Annotated in this window: 19 protein-coding genes; 8 read left to right on the forward strand and 11 right to left on the reverse strand. The window is 42.7% G+C overall.

Annotated features, from left to right (window positions below; translation table 11 throughout):
• Positions 1-17 precede the first annotated feature (17 nt).
• A complete protein-coding gene (locus B0O44_RS10375; RefSeq protein WP_110830433.1) occupies positions 18-782 on the forward strand; it encodes an HAD-IIB family hydrolase in 765 nt (254 codons plus the stop codon).
• Positions 769-1,842, forward strand: coding sequence for a glycoside hydrolase family 130 protein (locus tag B0O44_RS10380; RefSeq protein WP_110829972.1), 1,074 nt, complete (start codon positions 769-771; stop codon positions 1,840-1,842). Before B0O44_RS10375 ends, B0O44_RS10380 begins: the two co-directional genes overlap by 14 nt.
• On the opposite strand, the gene B0O44_RS10385 is transcribed toward B0O44_RS10380, so the two are convergent.
• From B0O44_RS10385 to B0O44_RS10405, 5 genes are all read right to left on the reverse strand, one after another.
• Positions 1,839-2,195: a hypothetical protein gene (locus B0O44_RS10385; protein WP_110829974.1), complete on the reverse strand. Its 357-nt coding sequence runs from the start codon at positions 2,193-2,195 to the stop codon at positions 1,839-1,841. The genes B0O44_RS10380 and B0O44_RS10385 overlap by 4 nt on opposite strands.
• Positions 2,196-2,334: 139 nt before the next feature.
• Entirely contained in the window at positions 2,335-2,550 is a 216-nt protein-coding gene (locus B0O44_RS10390; protein ID WP_110829976.1) for a hypothetical protein, read from the reverse strand.
• Positions 2,551-2,573: 23 nt separating this feature from the next.
• Positions 2,574-3,863, reverse strand: coding sequence for a TolC family protein (locus B0O44_RS10395; RefSeq protein WP_110830435.1), 1,290 nt, complete (start codon positions 3,861-3,863; stop codon positions 2,574-2,576).
• A gap of 18 nt (positions 3,864-3,881) precedes the next feature.
• A complete protein-coding gene (locus B0O44_RS10400) occupies positions 3,882-5,462 on the reverse strand; it encodes a DHA2 family efflux MFS transporter permease subunit (protein WP_110829978.1) in 1,581 nt (526 codons plus the stop codon).
• Positions 5,463-5,471: 9 nt separating this feature from the next.
• Positions 5,472-6,521, reverse strand: a complete 1,050-nt coding sequence (locus B0O44_RS10405) for an HlyD family secretion protein (protein ID WP_110829980.1) — start codon at positions 6,519-6,521, stop codon at positions 5,472-5,474.
• A gap of 137 nt (positions 6,522-6,658) precedes the next feature.
• On the opposite strand from B0O44_RS10405, the gene B0O44_RS10410 reads away from it, so the two are divergent.
• A complete protein-coding gene (locus B0O44_RS10410; protein WP_110829982.1) occupies positions 6,659-7,120 on the forward strand; it encodes a MarR family winged helix-turn-helix transcriptional regulator in 462 nt (153 codons plus the stop codon).
• Positions 7,121-7,175: 55 nt separating this feature from the next.
• On the opposite strand, the gene B0O44_RS10415 is transcribed toward B0O44_RS10410, so the two are convergent.
• A complete protein-coding gene (locus tag B0O44_RS10415) occupies positions 7,176-8,234 on the reverse strand; it encodes a class I fructose-bisphosphate aldolase (protein ID WP_110829984.1) in 1,059 nt (352 codons plus the stop codon).
• A gap of 162 nt (positions 8,235-8,396) precedes the next feature.
• Between B0O44_RS10415 and B0O44_RS10420 the strand changes: the two genes are divergently transcribed.
• Both B0O44_RS10420 and B0O44_RS10425 read left to right on the forward strand, forming a co-directional pair.
• A complete protein-coding gene (locus B0O44_RS10420; RefSeq protein WP_110829986.1) occupies positions 8,397-8,873 on the forward strand; it encodes an OsmC family protein in 477 nt (158 codons plus the stop codon).
• Between the two features lie 8 nt (positions 8,874-8,881).
• Positions 8,882-9,250, forward strand: a complete 369-nt coding sequence (locus tag B0O44_RS10425; protein WP_110829988.1) for a YybH family protein — start codon at positions 8,882-8,884, stop codon at positions 9,248-9,250.
• Between the two features lie 10 nt (positions 9,251-9,260).
• Here B0O44_RS10425 and B0O44_RS10430 read toward each other — a convergent pair whose 3' ends face one another.
• The 3 genes from B0O44_RS10430 to B0O44_RS10440 form a co-directional block, all read right to left on the reverse strand.
• A complete protein-coding gene (locus B0O44_RS10430) occupies positions 9,261-9,458 on the reverse strand; it encodes a DUF5808 domain-containing protein (protein ID WP_110829990.1) in 198 nt (65 codons plus the stop codon).
• A gap of 17 nt (positions 9,459-9,475) precedes the next feature.
• On the reverse strand, positions 9,476-10,426 hold the full coding sequence (locus B0O44_RS10435; RefSeq protein WP_110829991.1) for a nitrilase family protein: 951 nt from the start codon (positions 10,424-10,426) through the stop codon (positions 9,476-9,478).
• Positions 10,427-10,499: 73 nt separating this feature from the next.
• Positions 10,500-11,306, reverse strand: a complete 807-nt coding sequence (locus B0O44_RS10440; RefSeq protein WP_110829993.1) for a helix-turn-helix domain-containing protein — start codon at positions 11,304-11,306, stop codon at positions 10,500-10,502.
• Between the two features lie 71 nt (positions 11,307-11,377).
• Here B0O44_RS10440 and B0O44_RS10445 point away from each other — a divergent pair, with 71 nt between their 5' ends.
• On the forward strand, positions 11,378-11,779 hold the full coding sequence (locus B0O44_RS10445) for a hypothetical protein (RefSeq protein WP_110829995.1): 402 nt from the start codon (positions 11,378-11,380) through the stop codon (positions 11,777-11,779).
• Between the two features lie 73 nt (positions 11,780-11,852).
• Positions 11,853-12,038, forward strand: a complete 186-nt coding sequence (locus B0O44_RS10450; RefSeq protein WP_110829997.1) for a hypothetical protein — start codon at positions 11,853-11,855, stop codon at positions 12,036-12,038.
• A 48-nt stretch (positions 12,039-12,086) separates the two neighbouring features.
• Here the strand turns inward: B0O44_RS10450 and B0O44_RS10455 are convergent, their stop codons facing one another.
• The gene (locus tag B0O44_RS10455; protein ID WP_110829999.1) at positions 12,087-12,827 is read right to left on the reverse strand and encodes an SDR family NAD(P)-dependent oxidoreductase; all 741 of its coding nucleotides are present in this window, start codon (positions 12,825-12,827) and stop codon (positions 12,087-12,089) included.
• Positions 12,828-12,919: 92 nt separating this feature from the next.
• Between B0O44_RS10455 and B0O44_RS10460 the strand changes: the two genes are divergently transcribed.
• On the forward strand, positions 12,920-13,303 hold the full coding sequence (locus B0O44_RS10460) for a winged helix-turn-helix transcriptional regulator (RefSeq protein ID WP_110830001.1): 384 nt from the start codon (positions 12,920-12,922) through the stop codon (positions 13,301-13,303).
• Positions 13,304-13,323: 20 nt separating this feature from the next.
• On the opposite strand, the gene B0O44_RS10465 is transcribed toward B0O44_RS10460, so the two are convergent.
• A complete protein-coding gene (locus tag B0O44_RS10465) occupies positions 13,324-14,634 on the reverse strand; it encodes an Ig-like domain-containing protein (RefSeq protein ID WP_110830003.1) in 1,311 nt (436 codons plus the stop codon).
• Between the last annotated feature and the right edge of the window lie 45 nt (positions 14,635-14,679).

A 14,679-nucleotide genomic window follows, 5' to 3' on the forward strand; every position in this document is an offset into this window, starting at 1 on the left:
TAAAACAAACCTGTTCCATGAAAAGACTGATCGTTTTTGATCTCGATGGCACATTGGCCGAAAGCAAAGCTGCCTTAGATAAAGAAATGGCCCTGTTGCTGAGTACCCTGTTGAAAGTAGACAGGGCTGCAATCATTTCTGGGGGTGACTGGCCACAGTTCGAAAAACAAGTCATTTCCCAGCTTCCTGAAAAGGCCAAACTCGCTCATTTATCTATTCTTCCAACCTGTGGAACCAAATTTTTTAAATACGGAAGTACCGGCTGGAAGAAAATATATTCTGAAGATTTTACGACCCAAGAGCGTAAACAGATCATTTCGGCTTTAGACAAGGCCGTTCTTGAATCTGGTTTCAAAGCTTCAGAAACCTGGGGTGCGCAAATTGAAGACCGCGGCAGTCAGATCACTTTTTCTGCACTTGGTCAGCAAGCTCCTTTGGAACCTAAAAAAGCCTGGGACCCTGACTTTGAGAAACGAAAAAAAATTAAAATACTGCTCGATAAAATGATCCCGGATTTCTCTGTCCGTTTAGGGGGAGCAACTTCTATTGACGTAACCAAACCCGGAATTGATAAGGCTTATGGGATGTTTAAGTTGCGGGATATCCTTGATATTTCTATACAAGAGATGCTTTTTATAGGAGATGCCCTTTTTGAAGGTGGGAACGACTATCCGGCCAGAACGACCGGGGCCGATTGTATTCAGGTAAGAGATCCTCAGGAAACAAAAAGAGTGATTGAAACTATAATTGCTTTAAATAAGGATAAACATGGAAAAGTTTAAATTAAAGCGTCTTGGTGTAATTATGGAACCCGAACCGGGTAATATTCAGGAAGCTGGAGGGGTATTAAACCCGGCTGCTGCCAGGGGCAAGGATGGAGAATTGTACCTTTTTCCACGTATAGCAACAAAGGAGAACTATTCCAGAATAGGCATTGCAAAGGTGAAGTTTAACAGCAAGGGTGATCCGCACAGTGTAGAGCGACTTGGAATTGCCCTGGAACCGGAGATGCCTTATGAGAAGCGTCCAGATGGGGCTGGGGGTTGTGAAGACCCCCGTGTCACTTACGTAGAACCTTTAGGACATTATATAATGACCTATACCGCATTTTCTCCTGAGGGGCCAAGGATTGCCATGGCGCGTTCTGCAGATCTGCTAAACTGGGAAAGATTAGGCCTGGTGAGTTATTCCCCTTATGAGCATATCGAATTTAATGGTATAGATAATAAAGATGCCAGTCTTTTTCCGCTGGCCATTCCAAGTGCCCATGGAAATGCTTCTTTAGGCATGTTGCACAGGCCTCTTTTTCCAGGCACAAGACCGGAAGAAAAAAGACGTAGGCCCTGGGACAAAGAACTTGATTTGCACCGGGAAAGCATATGGCTTTCTTACAGCCATATTCACCCCGAAGCGAAAGAAATTTGTCATGAAGCTAAATTCACTTCCCATCGCCCCCTGGCAATACCTGCAGCAACCTGGGAAGCCCTAAAAATAGGTGCGGGGACACCGCCTGTTTTGACCAGGTTTGGCTGGATGTTTCTTTATCACGGAGTTCAGGAAAGTGAAAGGCCTTCTTCCGGGGGTAAAAAGCAGTTGTGCTATGCAGCAGGTTTAATGATCTTGTCTGAAAAAGACCCCTACAACGTTCTTTACAGAAGTCAGGAACCTATACTAAAACCCGATTTGCCTGAAGAAAAAGTGGGTGTGATAGCCGATGTGGTTTTTCCTACAGGCATAGACCGTAGGGATGATCTGGGACAACCGGAACGTTTTGACGTATACTATGGAATGGCCGATGACCGAATAGGGGTTGCCCGTCTGGACCTCCCTAAAGAACTTTAGGCCCGTTGCTGCAGGCTAAAATAGACCTGTATGGCATCAGAGATCTCTTGTGGAAATTCGGCCGCTTTAAGGTGCTTAAGGTCATACTGTCCGGAATTGTATTTGGCGATATAAGTGCCTTCGGTATTACTGAATTTTAAAAAGCCTTCAATAAAAAACCTTTCTTCCAGTACAGAAGAAGAATCCATGGAACGGAAAGTTAGTCTTTGAATCTCCTTACGTTCTTTATGATAGATCATCCAGAAAAAAACGTCTTCCAGAGGGCTGTTTAGCGGCTGGTCCAGTCTTTTAATCTCAAAAATGGATAGATCCGGGGAGTCCAGAAAATAAAGAGGCTCAAAATTGATCTGCATAGTTGTTTTGTGTGTGCGGACAAATTTAAGCTTTCTGTTTAAAAGATAAAGACCAGATCTTTTAAAAAATGTTAAACTGTAAAGCTATCAGGACTTTATTATTTAAAAAGGGCAAGCCGCAAGTGGCCTGCCCAAAACATTACCAATCCATTTTATGACAATCATAACCGCAAACCCTGATCAGTGTGGTCACCTCAAAGCGTAAAAGGGTATCGGTTTCTACTCTGAGAACTTTTTCCTCATCAGTCAGGTCTACGGTCCAGTTAATAATGTCCTGATTATGGTCCAGGTAAGGTTTTAACCGGTTGATGTCTCTTTTTGTATTGATGTTGGTCACGAAAATAAAAACAGCCATTCTCTTTTTCCGTTAAATCAGCTTTACCAGTATTTAACTCCGGTTAATCTGGCCATTTCCACTCTGGCAAGACAAAGCTGATATTCATATTGTAATTTGGTTAATTCTGCTTTTTGCACATTTGTGCTGGCACTGGTCAGTTCCAGATTGGTCCCAATGCCGTTTTTATACCGGCTTTGTGCAAGCTTTTGTGCTTCTTTGGCTTCTGCAACCTGAGCAGCGGCATGGACCAGACTGGAACGGTTGCTGGCCATATCGCTCAGGACCTGCCTGATGTTGCTTCTGAAGGTGTTGTTCAGGCTTTCACGGGCAAGCCTGCTTTGCTCTACCTGGCTTTGTGCAAGTCTGACTTGTTTTTTTGCTTTCCCTCCCTGGTAAATCGGGATACTTAAGGTAACCCCGGCGGTATAGTTATACCTGAACTGGTCAATATCGGGTGCATAACCATTGGTATAACCCGTTCCTGCATTGAGGCTAAGAACAGGTTTTCCTCCTGTTTTGCTAAAGGCAAGTTCAGTTTCTGCCTGTGCAATTTTATCTTTTAACAATTTAAATTCAGGATTATAATTCCAGGCCTGTTCTAGAGCCTGTTCTAAACCATCTTCCAGCCCTTCTGCAGGAAAGTTAAAACCTTTGGGCTCTGTGATCATTTTTGTCCCGGTGGTATATTCCATTAAAATATACTGTTTATTAAGACTGGTCTGCAGGTCAATTTTCCGGTTGCTCTCCTGATCAATGCTCGATTGAATAGAAAGTACATCATATTTTAAAGCATCCCCGTTTTTATATTTGATCTCTGTATCCTTTTTATTGCTTTCCAGAAAGTCAATGACGCTGTTCTGGATTTGTATGGCTGCTTTGAGGTAGGTAATTTGGTAGTAGATACCCGATACCTGTGCGGCCATCTGGTTCCGGTTGTAATCCAGATTGTCTTTTGCATACTGCAAGCCTGCTTTTGCCCGGTCTACACTGGCCTTGACCACACCGAAATCCAGTAAAGTATAACTGCCGTTTACCGAAGCCTTATAGTTACTTTTAGGCATAATCTGGAAGGCTGGTCCTGCGGGCAATGAAATTTCTGAGACTGGATTAAGGTAATTGTAACTACCCGTAGCCTGAACAGAGGGCAGTCCCGCAGATTTAGCCAATAGGATGCGCTGTTGTTCTACATCTATGGCCTGGCCCAGTTCTTTAAACTGTGGAAAATAATTAAAAGATTGCTGAATGAGTACCGGAAGATCTCCGGGAAGCTGCTGGGCCCGTAGGGCAGGGGCAGCGTTGAAAATAAAAAGTATGATGAATAAACGTTTCATGATGTTCATTTTTAATAATTAATGGGCAGCAGCAGCCACTTTGGCCCTGGTTTCTGCATCCATTGTTTCGTTTTTAAGCAGAAGCATAAAAGGGATGGTGCACACAAAAAAAATAGCGATTAAAAGAAAACCATCCAGGTAAGCCTGCATCTGTGCCTGATTGGATAAACTATGGTCTAAAACCCCATAAGCGGTTTGTTTGGCGGTGATGGGATTGACCCCTTTGGCAGCCATTGCCTGACTGATCCCGTTGAGCCTTTCGGTTAACATGGGATTGTTGGCCTGCAGGTTAGAAACCAGGTCTGAACGATGAGTGGCGTAGCGGTTGGTGGCATAGGTATTCATAATAGCGATACCAAATGCGCCTCCAAGCTGGCGGAACATATTGTTCAGAGAAATTCCATAAGGCATGTCCTGCGGCTTTAGGCCAACCACAGCCTGGCTTAACAGGGGCACGGTTAAACATCCTGTGCCTACACCTCTGAAAATCTGTGGCATACTGAACCACCAGTTGTTGGCATCTTGTGTGGCGAGTGAAGAAGTATAGCCATGCAGGATAAAAAGAATAAAACCAAGGATAACGAAATAGATGGGTTTAATTCCTTTACCAAGGCCGGCACCTATAAAAGGCATGGCAAAGATGGTCACCAATGCTCCGGGAACCATAGATAAACCGGCCTCAGTTGGTGTATAACCCATTACCCGCTGGACCATAACCGGAAAAAGGTATACAGAACCAAACAATCCGAAGCCACAGACAAAAGTCAAAACATTGCTTCCAATCAGATTTCTGTTTTTCATTACCCTCAAATTAATTGCGGGATTTTTGGTATGCAGTTCCCACCAGATAAAAAAGCCCATTCCCAATACCGCTGCTATAGTCAGGTAACGGATGGAGGCCGCCTGGAACCAATCGTCTGATTGTCCTTTTTCTAAAACATACTGCAATGCACCTACACCAATGGCGAGGGATAAGATGCCCATGTAGTCAATTGGAATTGTTTTTTTATTGATGTTGTATTCATCTGGCTTTTTATCTATAAATTTCCAGGTCAATAGGGCTGCCGCTATGCCGATGGGGATGTTAATATCAAAGATTAAGGCCCAATGGTAATTGTCTACAATATAACCGCCCAGGATGGGGCCTATGGTTGGCCCTATAACTATACCCATTCCGAATATCCCACCGGCAATGCCTTTTTCTTCGGGTTTAAACTGATCAAAAAGAATACCCTGGGATACCGAAAGCAGTGCTCCTCCACCAATTCCCTGTACAAAACGCCAAAAGACCAGCATCCATAAAGAAGAGGAACTTCCACACATATAAGAGGAAAGGGTAAAAAGGATAATTGAAGCCAGATAATAGTTTTTCCGTCCAAAATAACGGCTTAAAAATCCTGTCAGGGGGATAATGATGACGTTGGCAATGGCATAGGCCGTAACCACCCAGGAAGCATCTTCCAATGTAGCACCCAGCGTGCCACTGATGTTATTTAATGCAACATTCACAATGGAGGTATCAATAAGCTCCATAATGGCTGCGGTAATCGTGGTGATCACAATGATCACTTTTACGAATTTATTGTTGTTTGCGGCCATGAGAATGGTTTAATGTACTTTTACATCGGCCTCTACACTTAAGCCTGCTTTTAATATTCCGGCATAAGTTTCGGGGCGGTCTATTTCTATGGTAACGGGGACCCTTTGAGTGACCTTTACAAAATTCCCTGTAGAATTATCAGGAGGGAGCAAAGAGAATTTAGCTCCTGTAGCATCACTGAAACCGGAGATTTTACCTGAAATTTTATGGTCAGGATAACCATCCACTTTGATTTCCACATGCTGACCAATTTTCATGTGCTCGATCTGTGTCTCTTTAAAATTGGCCACAATCCAATACCTGTCATTGCTGATCAGGCTGAACAAAGGCTGTCCGCCCTGAACATACTGTCCTTTTTTTAAATTTGTTTTGCCGATTTTGCCGCTGGCAGGCGCAATAATATGCGTGTAGGAAAGGTTTAGCCGGGCTTTAGCCAGAGCGGTTTCCTTTGCAGCGACTGTTGCCCGTGCTTTTTCAATTTGCGCCTGGGCTGTACCAGTTTGTACGCCTGCCTGGGTAACCTTACTCTTACTGGAAACCACCTGTTTTAATGCGGTTTGATAAGCCGACTCGCTGTTTTCATATTGACGCTGGGTAATGGAACCTTCTTTGAACAAGGCGGCATCTCTGGCCACATCTCTTTTTGCCTTTTGCAAGGCTACTTCTTCCACACTCAGGCCAGCAGAGGCCACTTCTTTATTTGAGCCAATGGTGGGAATCTGGGATTCTGCTGCGGTCAGGTCTGCTTTTGCGGCAAGCAGGTCAGCTTCGGCCTGTTTAACGGCAAGCACATACTCGCTGTCATCAATAAGGGCAAGTGTATCGCCTTCTTTAACCAGTTGATAATCGGAAAGCGTAAAATGATCTATGTAACCAGCAATACGGCTTAACACAGGTACTGAATTCGTTTCTATTTGGGCATTATCTGTACTTTCAAAATTCAAGGCATGATTGACCTTGTTAAATGCAAAGTAACACACCACAATGGCAACGATGCCTATACCTCCAATTTTTGCTGTCCTTACAGCTGACGATTGTTTTTTTTCTTCTTTTTCCATGACATTATTTATGGGTACAAATGTAAACTAAGTTGACTATATTTGTCAACTTAGTTTACTAATAAAATTATCCAATAAAAGAAAAAGACATTGTATTGACAATTTATAATCTCTAAAAAAAACTTAATTTTACCCTTATGGAAAACAGAGTGAATGAAAACGAGCGGGTCCTGTTCAGGTTATTATATCTTTTGAAACGTTTAACAGACAAATGGGTGTCCAGGAATCTTTCGAAAATTGCTTCAAAAGAGTTCAACGCGACTTTTCTACCTTATTTTATGAATATTGGCGCTTCTGGTATTTCTAACCACGAATTGGTTAAAATGATCCAGGTGACCAAACAAGGTGTAAGCAAAACGATAAAAGAACTGGAAAACCTTGGCCTGGTTTATACCGTGAAAAGTGAATCCGATGCCAGGTCAATTATGATTTACCTGACTGATGAAGGAAAGGTTTTATTTAAGGAAACAAAAGGTTACGCCGATGACCTTCATGAGGAATATAGAAAGGTGGCGGGGACGAAGAATTTTGAACATACCCTGGATACACTGATTAAACTGATCGCTTTTCACGAAAAAAAAGAAGAAGAAGAGGGATGAACGCTGTCCGTATTGCGCTGGTCGGGCGAATCCGGACAGGTTCCCAAAAAAAAGATTAAGCCAGCCCGATTTCTTTACTCAGATAAACATCCTGTATGGTATGCAGAAAATCCACACCTTCTTTAAAAGGTCTCTGGAAAGCCCTTCTGCCAAGAATCAGTCCTGTTCCGCCAGCACGTTTGTTGACGACGGCATTTTTTACAGAGTCTGCCAAATCAGAAGCGCCTTTGGATTCACCGCCTGAATTGATGAGACCTGCCCGCCCCATATAACAGTTTGCAACCTGGTAACGGCAAAGGTCTATTGGGTGTTCTGTACTAAGTTCCGTATACATTAGCGGGTCTGTTTTTGAAAAGCCTATTTTAGTGAAACCCCCATTTACGTTAGGCATTTTCTGTTTAATAATATCTGCCTGTATGGTTACCCCGATATGATTGGCCTGCGCAGTAATATCTGCTGAGGATTCGTAATTTATACCCTCTTTAGTGAAAGCGTTGTTGCGGCAGTAACACCACAGCACAGTAGGCATTCCAAGCTGGTGGGCTTGCTCAAATGCTTTTGCAACTTCAACAATCTGACGGTCCGATTCTTCAGAACCAAAATAAATGGTTGCCCCTACTGCTGCGGCCCCCAGGTTCCAGGCTTCACGTACAGAGCCAAACATAATCTGATCATACTTGGTTGGATAGGTAAGCAGTTCATTGTGGTTTAATTTGACAAGAAAGGGAATTTTATGGGCATACTTCCGGGCTACACTGCCCAAATTGCCAAAGGTAGTGGCTACTGCATTTGAGCCCCCTTCAATGGCCAGTTTGATAATGTTTTCGGGGTCAAAATACATCGGGTTTTTAGCGAAAGAGGCCCCCGCTGTATGCTCTATTCCCTGATCAACTGGTAAAATAGAAAGATAGCCTGTTCCGGCAAGCCGGCCATGGTTAAACATGGCCGAAAGGTTCCGTAAAACCTGTGGATTACGGTTACTGTCTATAAAGACCTGGTCGATGAAAGAGGGAGAAGGGACGTGGAGCAATTCCCTGGAAAAGGTATGACAGCTGTGATTTAACAAATGGTCTGCATCATTACCCAGCAGTTGAAGTATTTTTTGAAAAGCCATGTTTTTGTTTTAAATGATAAACCAAATTAAAGAGAATTTGTTTGTTGGGTTTCACCCTTAAAATTTAACTGCAGATTTAAAAGCATTTAGCTTCCGGACTAAACAAATTATTAGATAAATTTCAAACTTTTCTTAAATTGGTAGAACTAAAAAAGAAAGGATATGGCTAAAGAACATCAATATCAGGCAAACATTATATGGACAGGTAATAAAGGTTCAGGTACAATGGATTACCGGTCTTATGACAGAAGCTATGTGATTTCTGTAGAACATAAAAGCGATATACAAGGTTCATCTGATTCTGCCTTTCTGGGAGATAAAACCAAACATAATCCGGAAGATTTATTGGTTTCTTCTTTATCATCATGCCATATGCTTTGGTATTTGCATCTGTGCTCGCAGAATGGCATTGTTGTATTGGACTATAAAGATACAGCAATTGGAAAAATGACTGAAGAAGCGAATGGAAGCGGGAGGTTTACAGAGGTATTGTTACAGCCAGTAGTGACCATTGCTGATGCTGCCCATACAGAAAAGGCAAATGCCCTGCATGAACAGGCGAATAAAATGTGTTTTATTGCAAACTCCTGTAATTTTCCGGTTAAACACCAGCCCAGCTGTATTGTAGAGCGCGATTAATTTTTCAGATGAAAGAAGAAGATATTTTAAATATTAAAACCAGCAGAATGGCTTCTAATGCAGCCATTGCAAATAAAGATGTAGATGGGGTGTCTAAATTCTGGCTTCCTGATTTTATCCAGGTCGCAGGTGATGGCAGCCATACGGTTGGTAAAGCCCGTATCGCTGCCGACTGGAAATATATGTTTTCTAAAAGCAGCCCTGTTTTTGAACGCTTACCAGACGAAGTACTGATCAGTGACAGTGGGGACCTGGCCTGGGAAAAAGGAAAATGGTTTTATAAAAATGAAATGCACAGGGGAAATTATTCGGCCATGTGGCGTAAAAAGAAAGGGCAGTGGCTTACCCAATGCGAATTGTACGTTTCTTTAAATTAAATCCTCAGATTTAAAAGATACTGCTAAGGACAGCGATTACAGGAAGTATCAAGATTAATGCGGTCCACCAGTAAGCAGCCTGGTGTGCATAGTTTAATGTCCAGCCAAAACCGTAGCGCTTTGCTACCCAAACTGCGGGGTCGCTAGGGTTGTTGTAAAGAATGCCCCACTTCCAGAAATCCTGATTATCCCTGTCAAATTGATCCATATTCTAAATGTAAGTAATTATTTTTTCTTTTGCCAGACCACCTGCTGAAAAGACTGATGCGCTTTTCCGATGATGTTTTTGTACAATTCGGGGCGTCGGGCATTGAGGTAACGAAATCCCCCTGCCTGTTGTAATTTTTCCCTGGTCAGAACGGCTGTGACGACCTGATCACCAAGCGCCCTGCATTCTGAAAGCACGTCACCAAATGGATCGATGATCATGGAACATCCATTTTTAAGCTGATCGTCGTCCATCCCAATCGGATTACTGAATACACAATAAATGGCATTGTCATAAGCCCTTGCAGGTAACCACTTCATCAACCATTGACGTCCTTTTAAACCATCAAATTCCATGCGTAAAGAATCCGGGTCATTTTTACGATTTTCCCAAAGTTTAGGATCGACAAAACCTGCACCAGGTCTTGTGGAAGGTGTACACATGGTGACATGAGGCATAAAAATAATTTCTGCGCCCAAAAGTCTTGTGGCCCTGACATTTTCAATGATGTTATTGTCATAACAAATCAAAATGCCACATTTCCAGCCCTGCAGGTCAAATACGCAATACTCCGTTCCGGCATTTAGATGAGGATTGATAAAAGGATGAAGTTTTCTGTATTTTGCAATAAGTCCATCAGGGCCTACGCAGACATAAGCTTTGAAGAGTTGGTCATTTTCATCCTTTTCAAAAAGACCGGCAAGTATGGTGATGTTGTACTTGCCTGCAATTTGGGTAAGCCTTTTTATGCTTGGTCCATCAGGAATATGCTCTGCGAGATCCAACATTTGGGTTTTAGAAAGCTTTTGGGCAAAAGTATAACCGGTAATGGAGCACTCGTGAAAAGTAACCACCAAGGCCCCATCGGCCGCTGCTGTTGCGGCTAGTTTTTCTATGACAGAAAGGTTGTAGTTTTTGTCTCCGCTTTTGTTTTCAAATTGTGCAGTAGCAATTTTTAAGTTATCCATTCTATTGTCGTTTTAATAAAACAAAAATAGCCAGGTATGCAGTCCAGAAATTGTACAATTCCGACTTTTACGCTTACAGTACTTTCAGGAAATTGACCGCAAGGGTTGTACCCGCGTTTTGATACTGGGAGGGGGTAAGTCCGGTAATCTTTTTAAACTCCCGGATCTGGTGGCTTTGATCGTAATAGCCGCTGCTGTAGCCCATTGTAGTGAAATGATGATCTGGTAAAGTATTTCGCAGTTGTTTGATAAAGTCGTGCAGCCTGATGATGCTGCAGAATTTTTTTGGACTCAGGCCAATATATTCGGCAAATTTACGCTCTATTTGACGTTCCTGATAACCGGTAAAACGGGAAAGTTGCTCAGAACTGAGCTGGCCCCTTTTTTGAACAATCAGTTGAACGGAAGCTTCAATAAATGAAGGGGAAGAGTGATTTTTTGCTGCCAGTTTCAGGAGAAAACTTTCCAGGATAGGGATGAGCTGAGGAATTTTACTTTCTGACAAACTGTCCTGAAGTTCTTTTCCTGCAGGACCGAATAAAAATTCAATGGGAATGATTTGACCGTGGAGTTCCTGGGCAGGTATTCCGAGAAGTTGTCTGATGCCATGGGGATGAAAAACAACAATTAGCAGAGCTGTTTTTCCACCACTGTACAAATTCTGGTAATTTTCCAGCTGTCCGTATAAAAAGGAACCAGGCAAAAAGTTTTGTTCAGTGGCTTTTTTTTCTTCTGAACGCAGTCGGTTTTTAAAGGAAAAAACAAGGCCTGCGCTGCCATCAGAAAACAAACGGAGTTTTTTTATACCCGGATCATCACTGTCCAGGAACAAATAATGCCTGATATAGGGTGATAAGGGAAGGGATGGCAGAATTTGCATACGGAGTGCCAAAGTTACAGCTTGTTTGGATAAATAACGTATCTGGCTCTGAATTTGTTATCTTTATGACTATGCAAAAACAGGTACAAACAGGCTTTGAGATGAAAATCCGGCAATTATGGCCTGTAATGTTATTGCTGCTTAATTTTTTTACTGTTGCTTTAGGGCCCGGTCCGGCCATTCGGGTAGAACAACAGGCATTAAGCATAGGGGCAAAGGCTGCCGTATATACCAGCCGGAATACCCGTATCTATTACAAAAATATATATAGCAGACTCAGGGCCCTTCGTTTTTTTTGTGATTTTTTAAAATCATCTCTTGCCCAGGTATTGCAGGGTGTCAGCGCTATTCTCCAGGTACAACTCCATGCAAACAGACAATTGTGCCTGAAGCTGAATGCTTTAATATGGTGGCCAATTGTAAGTGCTCTTTTTCCGCTTTCGCGCGGGCGCATCATTTTTTCCTTAACCTGATTTTTCAACAGGTTTAATTCATTTTTTATACAAGCATCGGGAACCAGTTTCGGGTGCTGCTAATTTTTGCACGATGCGTTTAAAGAAAATTTTAAGGACGACCGGAATGGTTTTTCTTATCCTTTTGGCTTCTTTTGGAATTGGAATTGGCGGAGCACCGCCAGTACCGCCCAGGGGAAGGGAACAATCACCGATTGAATGGGTAGAAAATAAAGAGGAAAAAGAAGAAGAAACAGAACAGGAACTGTTTAAAACATAAAGAAAAAAGCCGGTACCTAATGGTCCGGCTTTTTTGCAGAGATCAAATTTAACTGTTGCTTCCGCCATCAATGGTGAAAAGGGCTCCTGTGCTGTAATCTGCTTCTGGTTGCGCCAGAAAGGCCACCATATCTGCAATATGACGGGGCCTGCCGAATTTAGGAATGGCCATCAGACTGCGCTGGTAATCTGCATGTCCGGAGTTTTCGGGGTTCATATCTGTATTAACAGAACCAGGTTGTACCAGATTGACCGTTATGCCTTTGGGGCCGAGGTCTCTGGCAAGTCCTTTGGTTAAACCAATTAAGGCCGATTTGCTCATCGCATATAAGGTGCCTTGTGCAAAAGGAAGCCTTTGGGCCATATTACTTCCAATGTTTATGATTCTTCCTGAGGAATTCATGTGTTTTGCGGCTGCAAGACAACTTTCAACAACTGAACGAACATTGACCGCAAAGATCTGATCATAATCTTCCAGTACATGTTCTTCAATCGCTTTACCAATATAAATACCAGCACTGTTGACCAGAATATCAAAAGCTCCATGAGTTTTAATCAAAGTCTCAATGACCTGACCGAGTTCCCCCGCTACGGCATTATCTGCCTGTACGCCTTGTACTATTAAACCCTCTGCTAGCAATTCTTTTTCCAGGGCCTGGGCAGCTGCCTTTCCTTTTACATAAGTAAAGGTTACGGTTGCACCATCTTTTGCTAAACGTTTTACAATTGCAGCGCCAATGCCCCTGCTTCCCCCGGTTACCAGGGCAATTTTATTTTTCAGTGTTTTCATGTTTTAAATGATTTAATGGCACGAATGTAAAGTCAAAGCCTTAATTTTGTCTATACCGATAAAATTGTTAAGTACTCACATAAATGTAAGTTATGCGTAAACTGACTTCCAGAAACCTTGAAAATGAAATGGCCATCAATGCGGGCTGTGGAATGGCCCATACCTTAAACCTGATTGGCGGACGCTGGAAACCTTCTATTCTTTGGCGCCTGGTGAAAGAAACACTGCGTTACAGTGAACTCAAGGCGTTGCTTCCCGCCATTTCAGAACGGATTTTGGTATTACAGCTTAGAGAATTGGAAAAGGACGGCTTGATTTTTCGTAAAGTATACCCGGAAGTTCCTCCTAAAGTAGAATACAGTTTAACTGCGCTTGGGGAAAGCCTGAAAACTGTTTTACAGGTGTTGGCAGAATGGGGGGATGAACACAGGGAAGACGATGGGACCTTGCTGCATGAGCAAACTACTCAGTTGTGATCCCTGTGTTTAATTTAGTTTTACTGAGCTCTGGTTTTAAAGCTGATCACATAAGGCTTTAAGGCATAACCTTCGTCAGATTTGAAGCCCCGGCCTGTAACCACAAATTGGTACTCCTGATTGGGTTTCAGATCCAGATTTAAGGTAATTCCCATTTTATCTTCAGAGAATTTACCGGGAGTGCCCAGGGGAAAATGATTTTTACCTTTTTCACCTAAATCGAAAGAATAACGTTCGGTACTCATTACTTCCGAAAAGATAATTTTCATCTGCTTAAGTCCCGGATCAACATCCTGGTCTCCGTTTTTAAAGGGTTCGAGCTTTGATACGGTCGGTTTTTTGTTTTCAAGGGCAGCAAGTAAGGTGGTTTTGTCAAACCCTTTCGGATAATAACCAGACCTGGTCAAAAAATCTTCGACCTTGTTGCTGTCGGAGTAGTCCAGTTCAATAATGTCTTTGATGGCCTTTTGTTTGTCTGCTGCATTTTTGTAATAGGATTTACAAATGGCATAGCCCATAAAATAACCCAAATCGACTACCGTTTTTGTGGTGGAACCATTGTACAGCCAGCGGTTATAAGCATTACTAAACATGTCTTGCTCAAAAGCCCTGGCAACTTCGGCCTGGTGTGCCAATCCATAATCGATGTAAACTGCTTTTAAGGGTTTTCCCATTACCAGCTCTGCAATAAAATCACAGGAACCCTCGCTGATACACTTACTCAAAACGTCGTAGGAAGAGCCCCGCTGTTGCGTATGCACGTACTCGTGGATGTTGAGTGAAACCAGGTTATCCAGGGACTGTACTTTAAATACGTTGGGTAGCCAGCTGGACTCAAATTCGGTAACATTGGTGGATGGGGTACCGGTTGCAATTTCGGTACCGATCAGGACCATGTTGCCTTTTACTGTTCCTCCCGAACGAAGTCCGCCCACGGTAAAATACATTTTTGCCTCCTTGAGTTCCGGATACAACTGCTGGAACCTTAGGATGCTCTTGTCAATTTCTTTGCCCTTTGATTTCACGGACAGAGTATTTGCCCGGATGGAATTCCAAAATTTTGGGTACTTGCGGATCAGTTTTACCCATAAGGGAGCGGAATAATCCCTTGCAACCATAAATGCTTTTAAACCCTCAGAAGCTTTATCTACGTATAGGGTCTGTATATAATTTAATTGTTTAAGGCTATCGGTTGTGCTTAGGCTCATGTCGTAGGCCTTCCAGAAGTTATCGACATCAGAAGTGAAAACTCTTTGGGTATTGTTTTGGCCATAAGATGCCCCGGTTATGGCCAGCATAAGAGCCAGGGTAGAAGAGAGTTTGGAAAACATATAAAAAGGTTTATTTATCAAACGAATATAATACAAAAATCCCGC

The sequence above is a fragment of the Pedobacter nutrimenti genome (genome assembly GCF_003208655.1).
GTDB classification, from domain to species: domain Bacteria; phylum Bacteroidota; class Bacteroidia; order Sphingobacteriales; family Sphingobacteriaceae; genus Pedobacter; species Pedobacter nutrimenti.

Excerpts from the sequence above, each read along its gene's own strand:
- B0O44_RS10375 (WP_110830433.1), top strand. The coding sequence starts at position 18 with ATGAAAAGACTGATCGTTTTTGATCTCGATGGCACATTGGCCGAAAGC.
- B0O44_RS10380 (WP_110829972.1), top strand. The coding sequence starts at position 769 with ATGGAAAAGTTTAAATTAAAGCGTCTTGGTGTAATTATGGAACCCGAA.
- B0O44_RS10385 (WP_110829974.1), bottom strand. The coding sequence starts at position 2,195 with ATGCAGATCAATTTTGAGCCTCTTTATTTTCTGGACTCCCCGGATCTA.
- B0O44_RS10390 (WP_110829976.1), bottom strand. The coding sequence starts at position 2,550 with ATGGCTGTTTTTATTTTCGTGACCAACATCAATACAAAAAGAGACATC.
- B0O44_RS10395 (WP_110830435.1), bottom strand. The coding sequence starts at position 3,863 with ATGAAACGTTTATTCATCATACTTTTTATTTTCAACGCTGCCCCTGCC.
- B0O44_RS10400 (WP_110829978.1), bottom strand. The coding sequence starts at position 5,462 with ATGGCCGCAAACAACAATAAATTCGTAAAAGTGATCATTGTGATCACC.
- B0O44_RS10405 (WP_110829980.1), bottom strand. The coding sequence starts at position 6,521 with ATGGAAAAAGAAGAAAAAAAACAATCGTCAGCTGTAAGGACAGCAAAA.
- B0O44_RS10410 (WP_110829982.1), top strand. The coding sequence starts at position 6,659 with ATGGAAAACAGAGTGAATGAAAACGAGCGGGTCCTGTTCAGGTTATTA.
- B0O44_RS10415 (WP_110829984.1), bottom strand. The coding sequence starts at position 8,234 with ATGGCTTTTCAAAAAATACTTCAACTGCTGGGTAATGATGCAGACCAT.
- B0O44_RS10420 (WP_110829986.1), top strand. The coding sequence starts at position 8,397 with ATGGCTAAAGAACATCAATATCAGGCAAACATTATATGGACAGGTAAT.
- B0O44_RS10425 (WP_110829988.1), top strand. The coding sequence starts at position 8,882 with ATGAAAGAAGAAGATATTTTAAATATTAAAACCAGCAGAATGGCTTCT.
- B0O44_RS10430 (WP_110829990.1), bottom strand. The coding sequence starts at position 9,458 with ATGGATCAATTTGACAGGGATAATCAGGATTTCTGGAAGTGGGGCATT.
- B0O44_RS10435 (WP_110829991.1), bottom strand. The coding sequence starts at position 10,426 with ATGGATAACTTAAAAATTGCTACTGCACAATTTGAAAACAAAAGCGGA.
- B0O44_RS10440 (WP_110829993.1), bottom strand. The coding sequence starts at position 11,306 with ATGCAAATTCTGCCATCCCTTCCCTTATCACCCTATATCAGGCATTAT.
- B0O44_RS10445 (WP_110829995.1), top strand. The coding sequence starts at position 11,378 with ATGCAAAAACAGGTACAAACAGGCTTTGAGATGAAAATCCGGCAATTA.
- B0O44_RS10450 (WP_110829997.1), top strand. The coding sequence starts at position 11,853 with ATGCGTTTAAAGAAAATTTTAAGGACGACCGGAATGGTTTTTCTTATC.
- B0O44_RS10455 (WP_110829999.1), bottom strand. The coding sequence starts at position 12,827 with ATGAAAACACTGAAAAATAAAATTGCCCTGGTAACCGGGGGAAGCAGG.
- B0O44_RS10460 (WP_110830001.1), top strand. The coding sequence starts at position 12,920 with ATGCGTAAACTGACTTCCAGAAACCTTGAAAATGAAATGGCCATCAAT.
- B0O44_RS10465 (WP_110830003.1), bottom strand. The coding sequence starts at position 14,634 with ATGTTTTCCAAACTCTCTTCTACCCTGGCTCTTATGCTGGCCATAACC.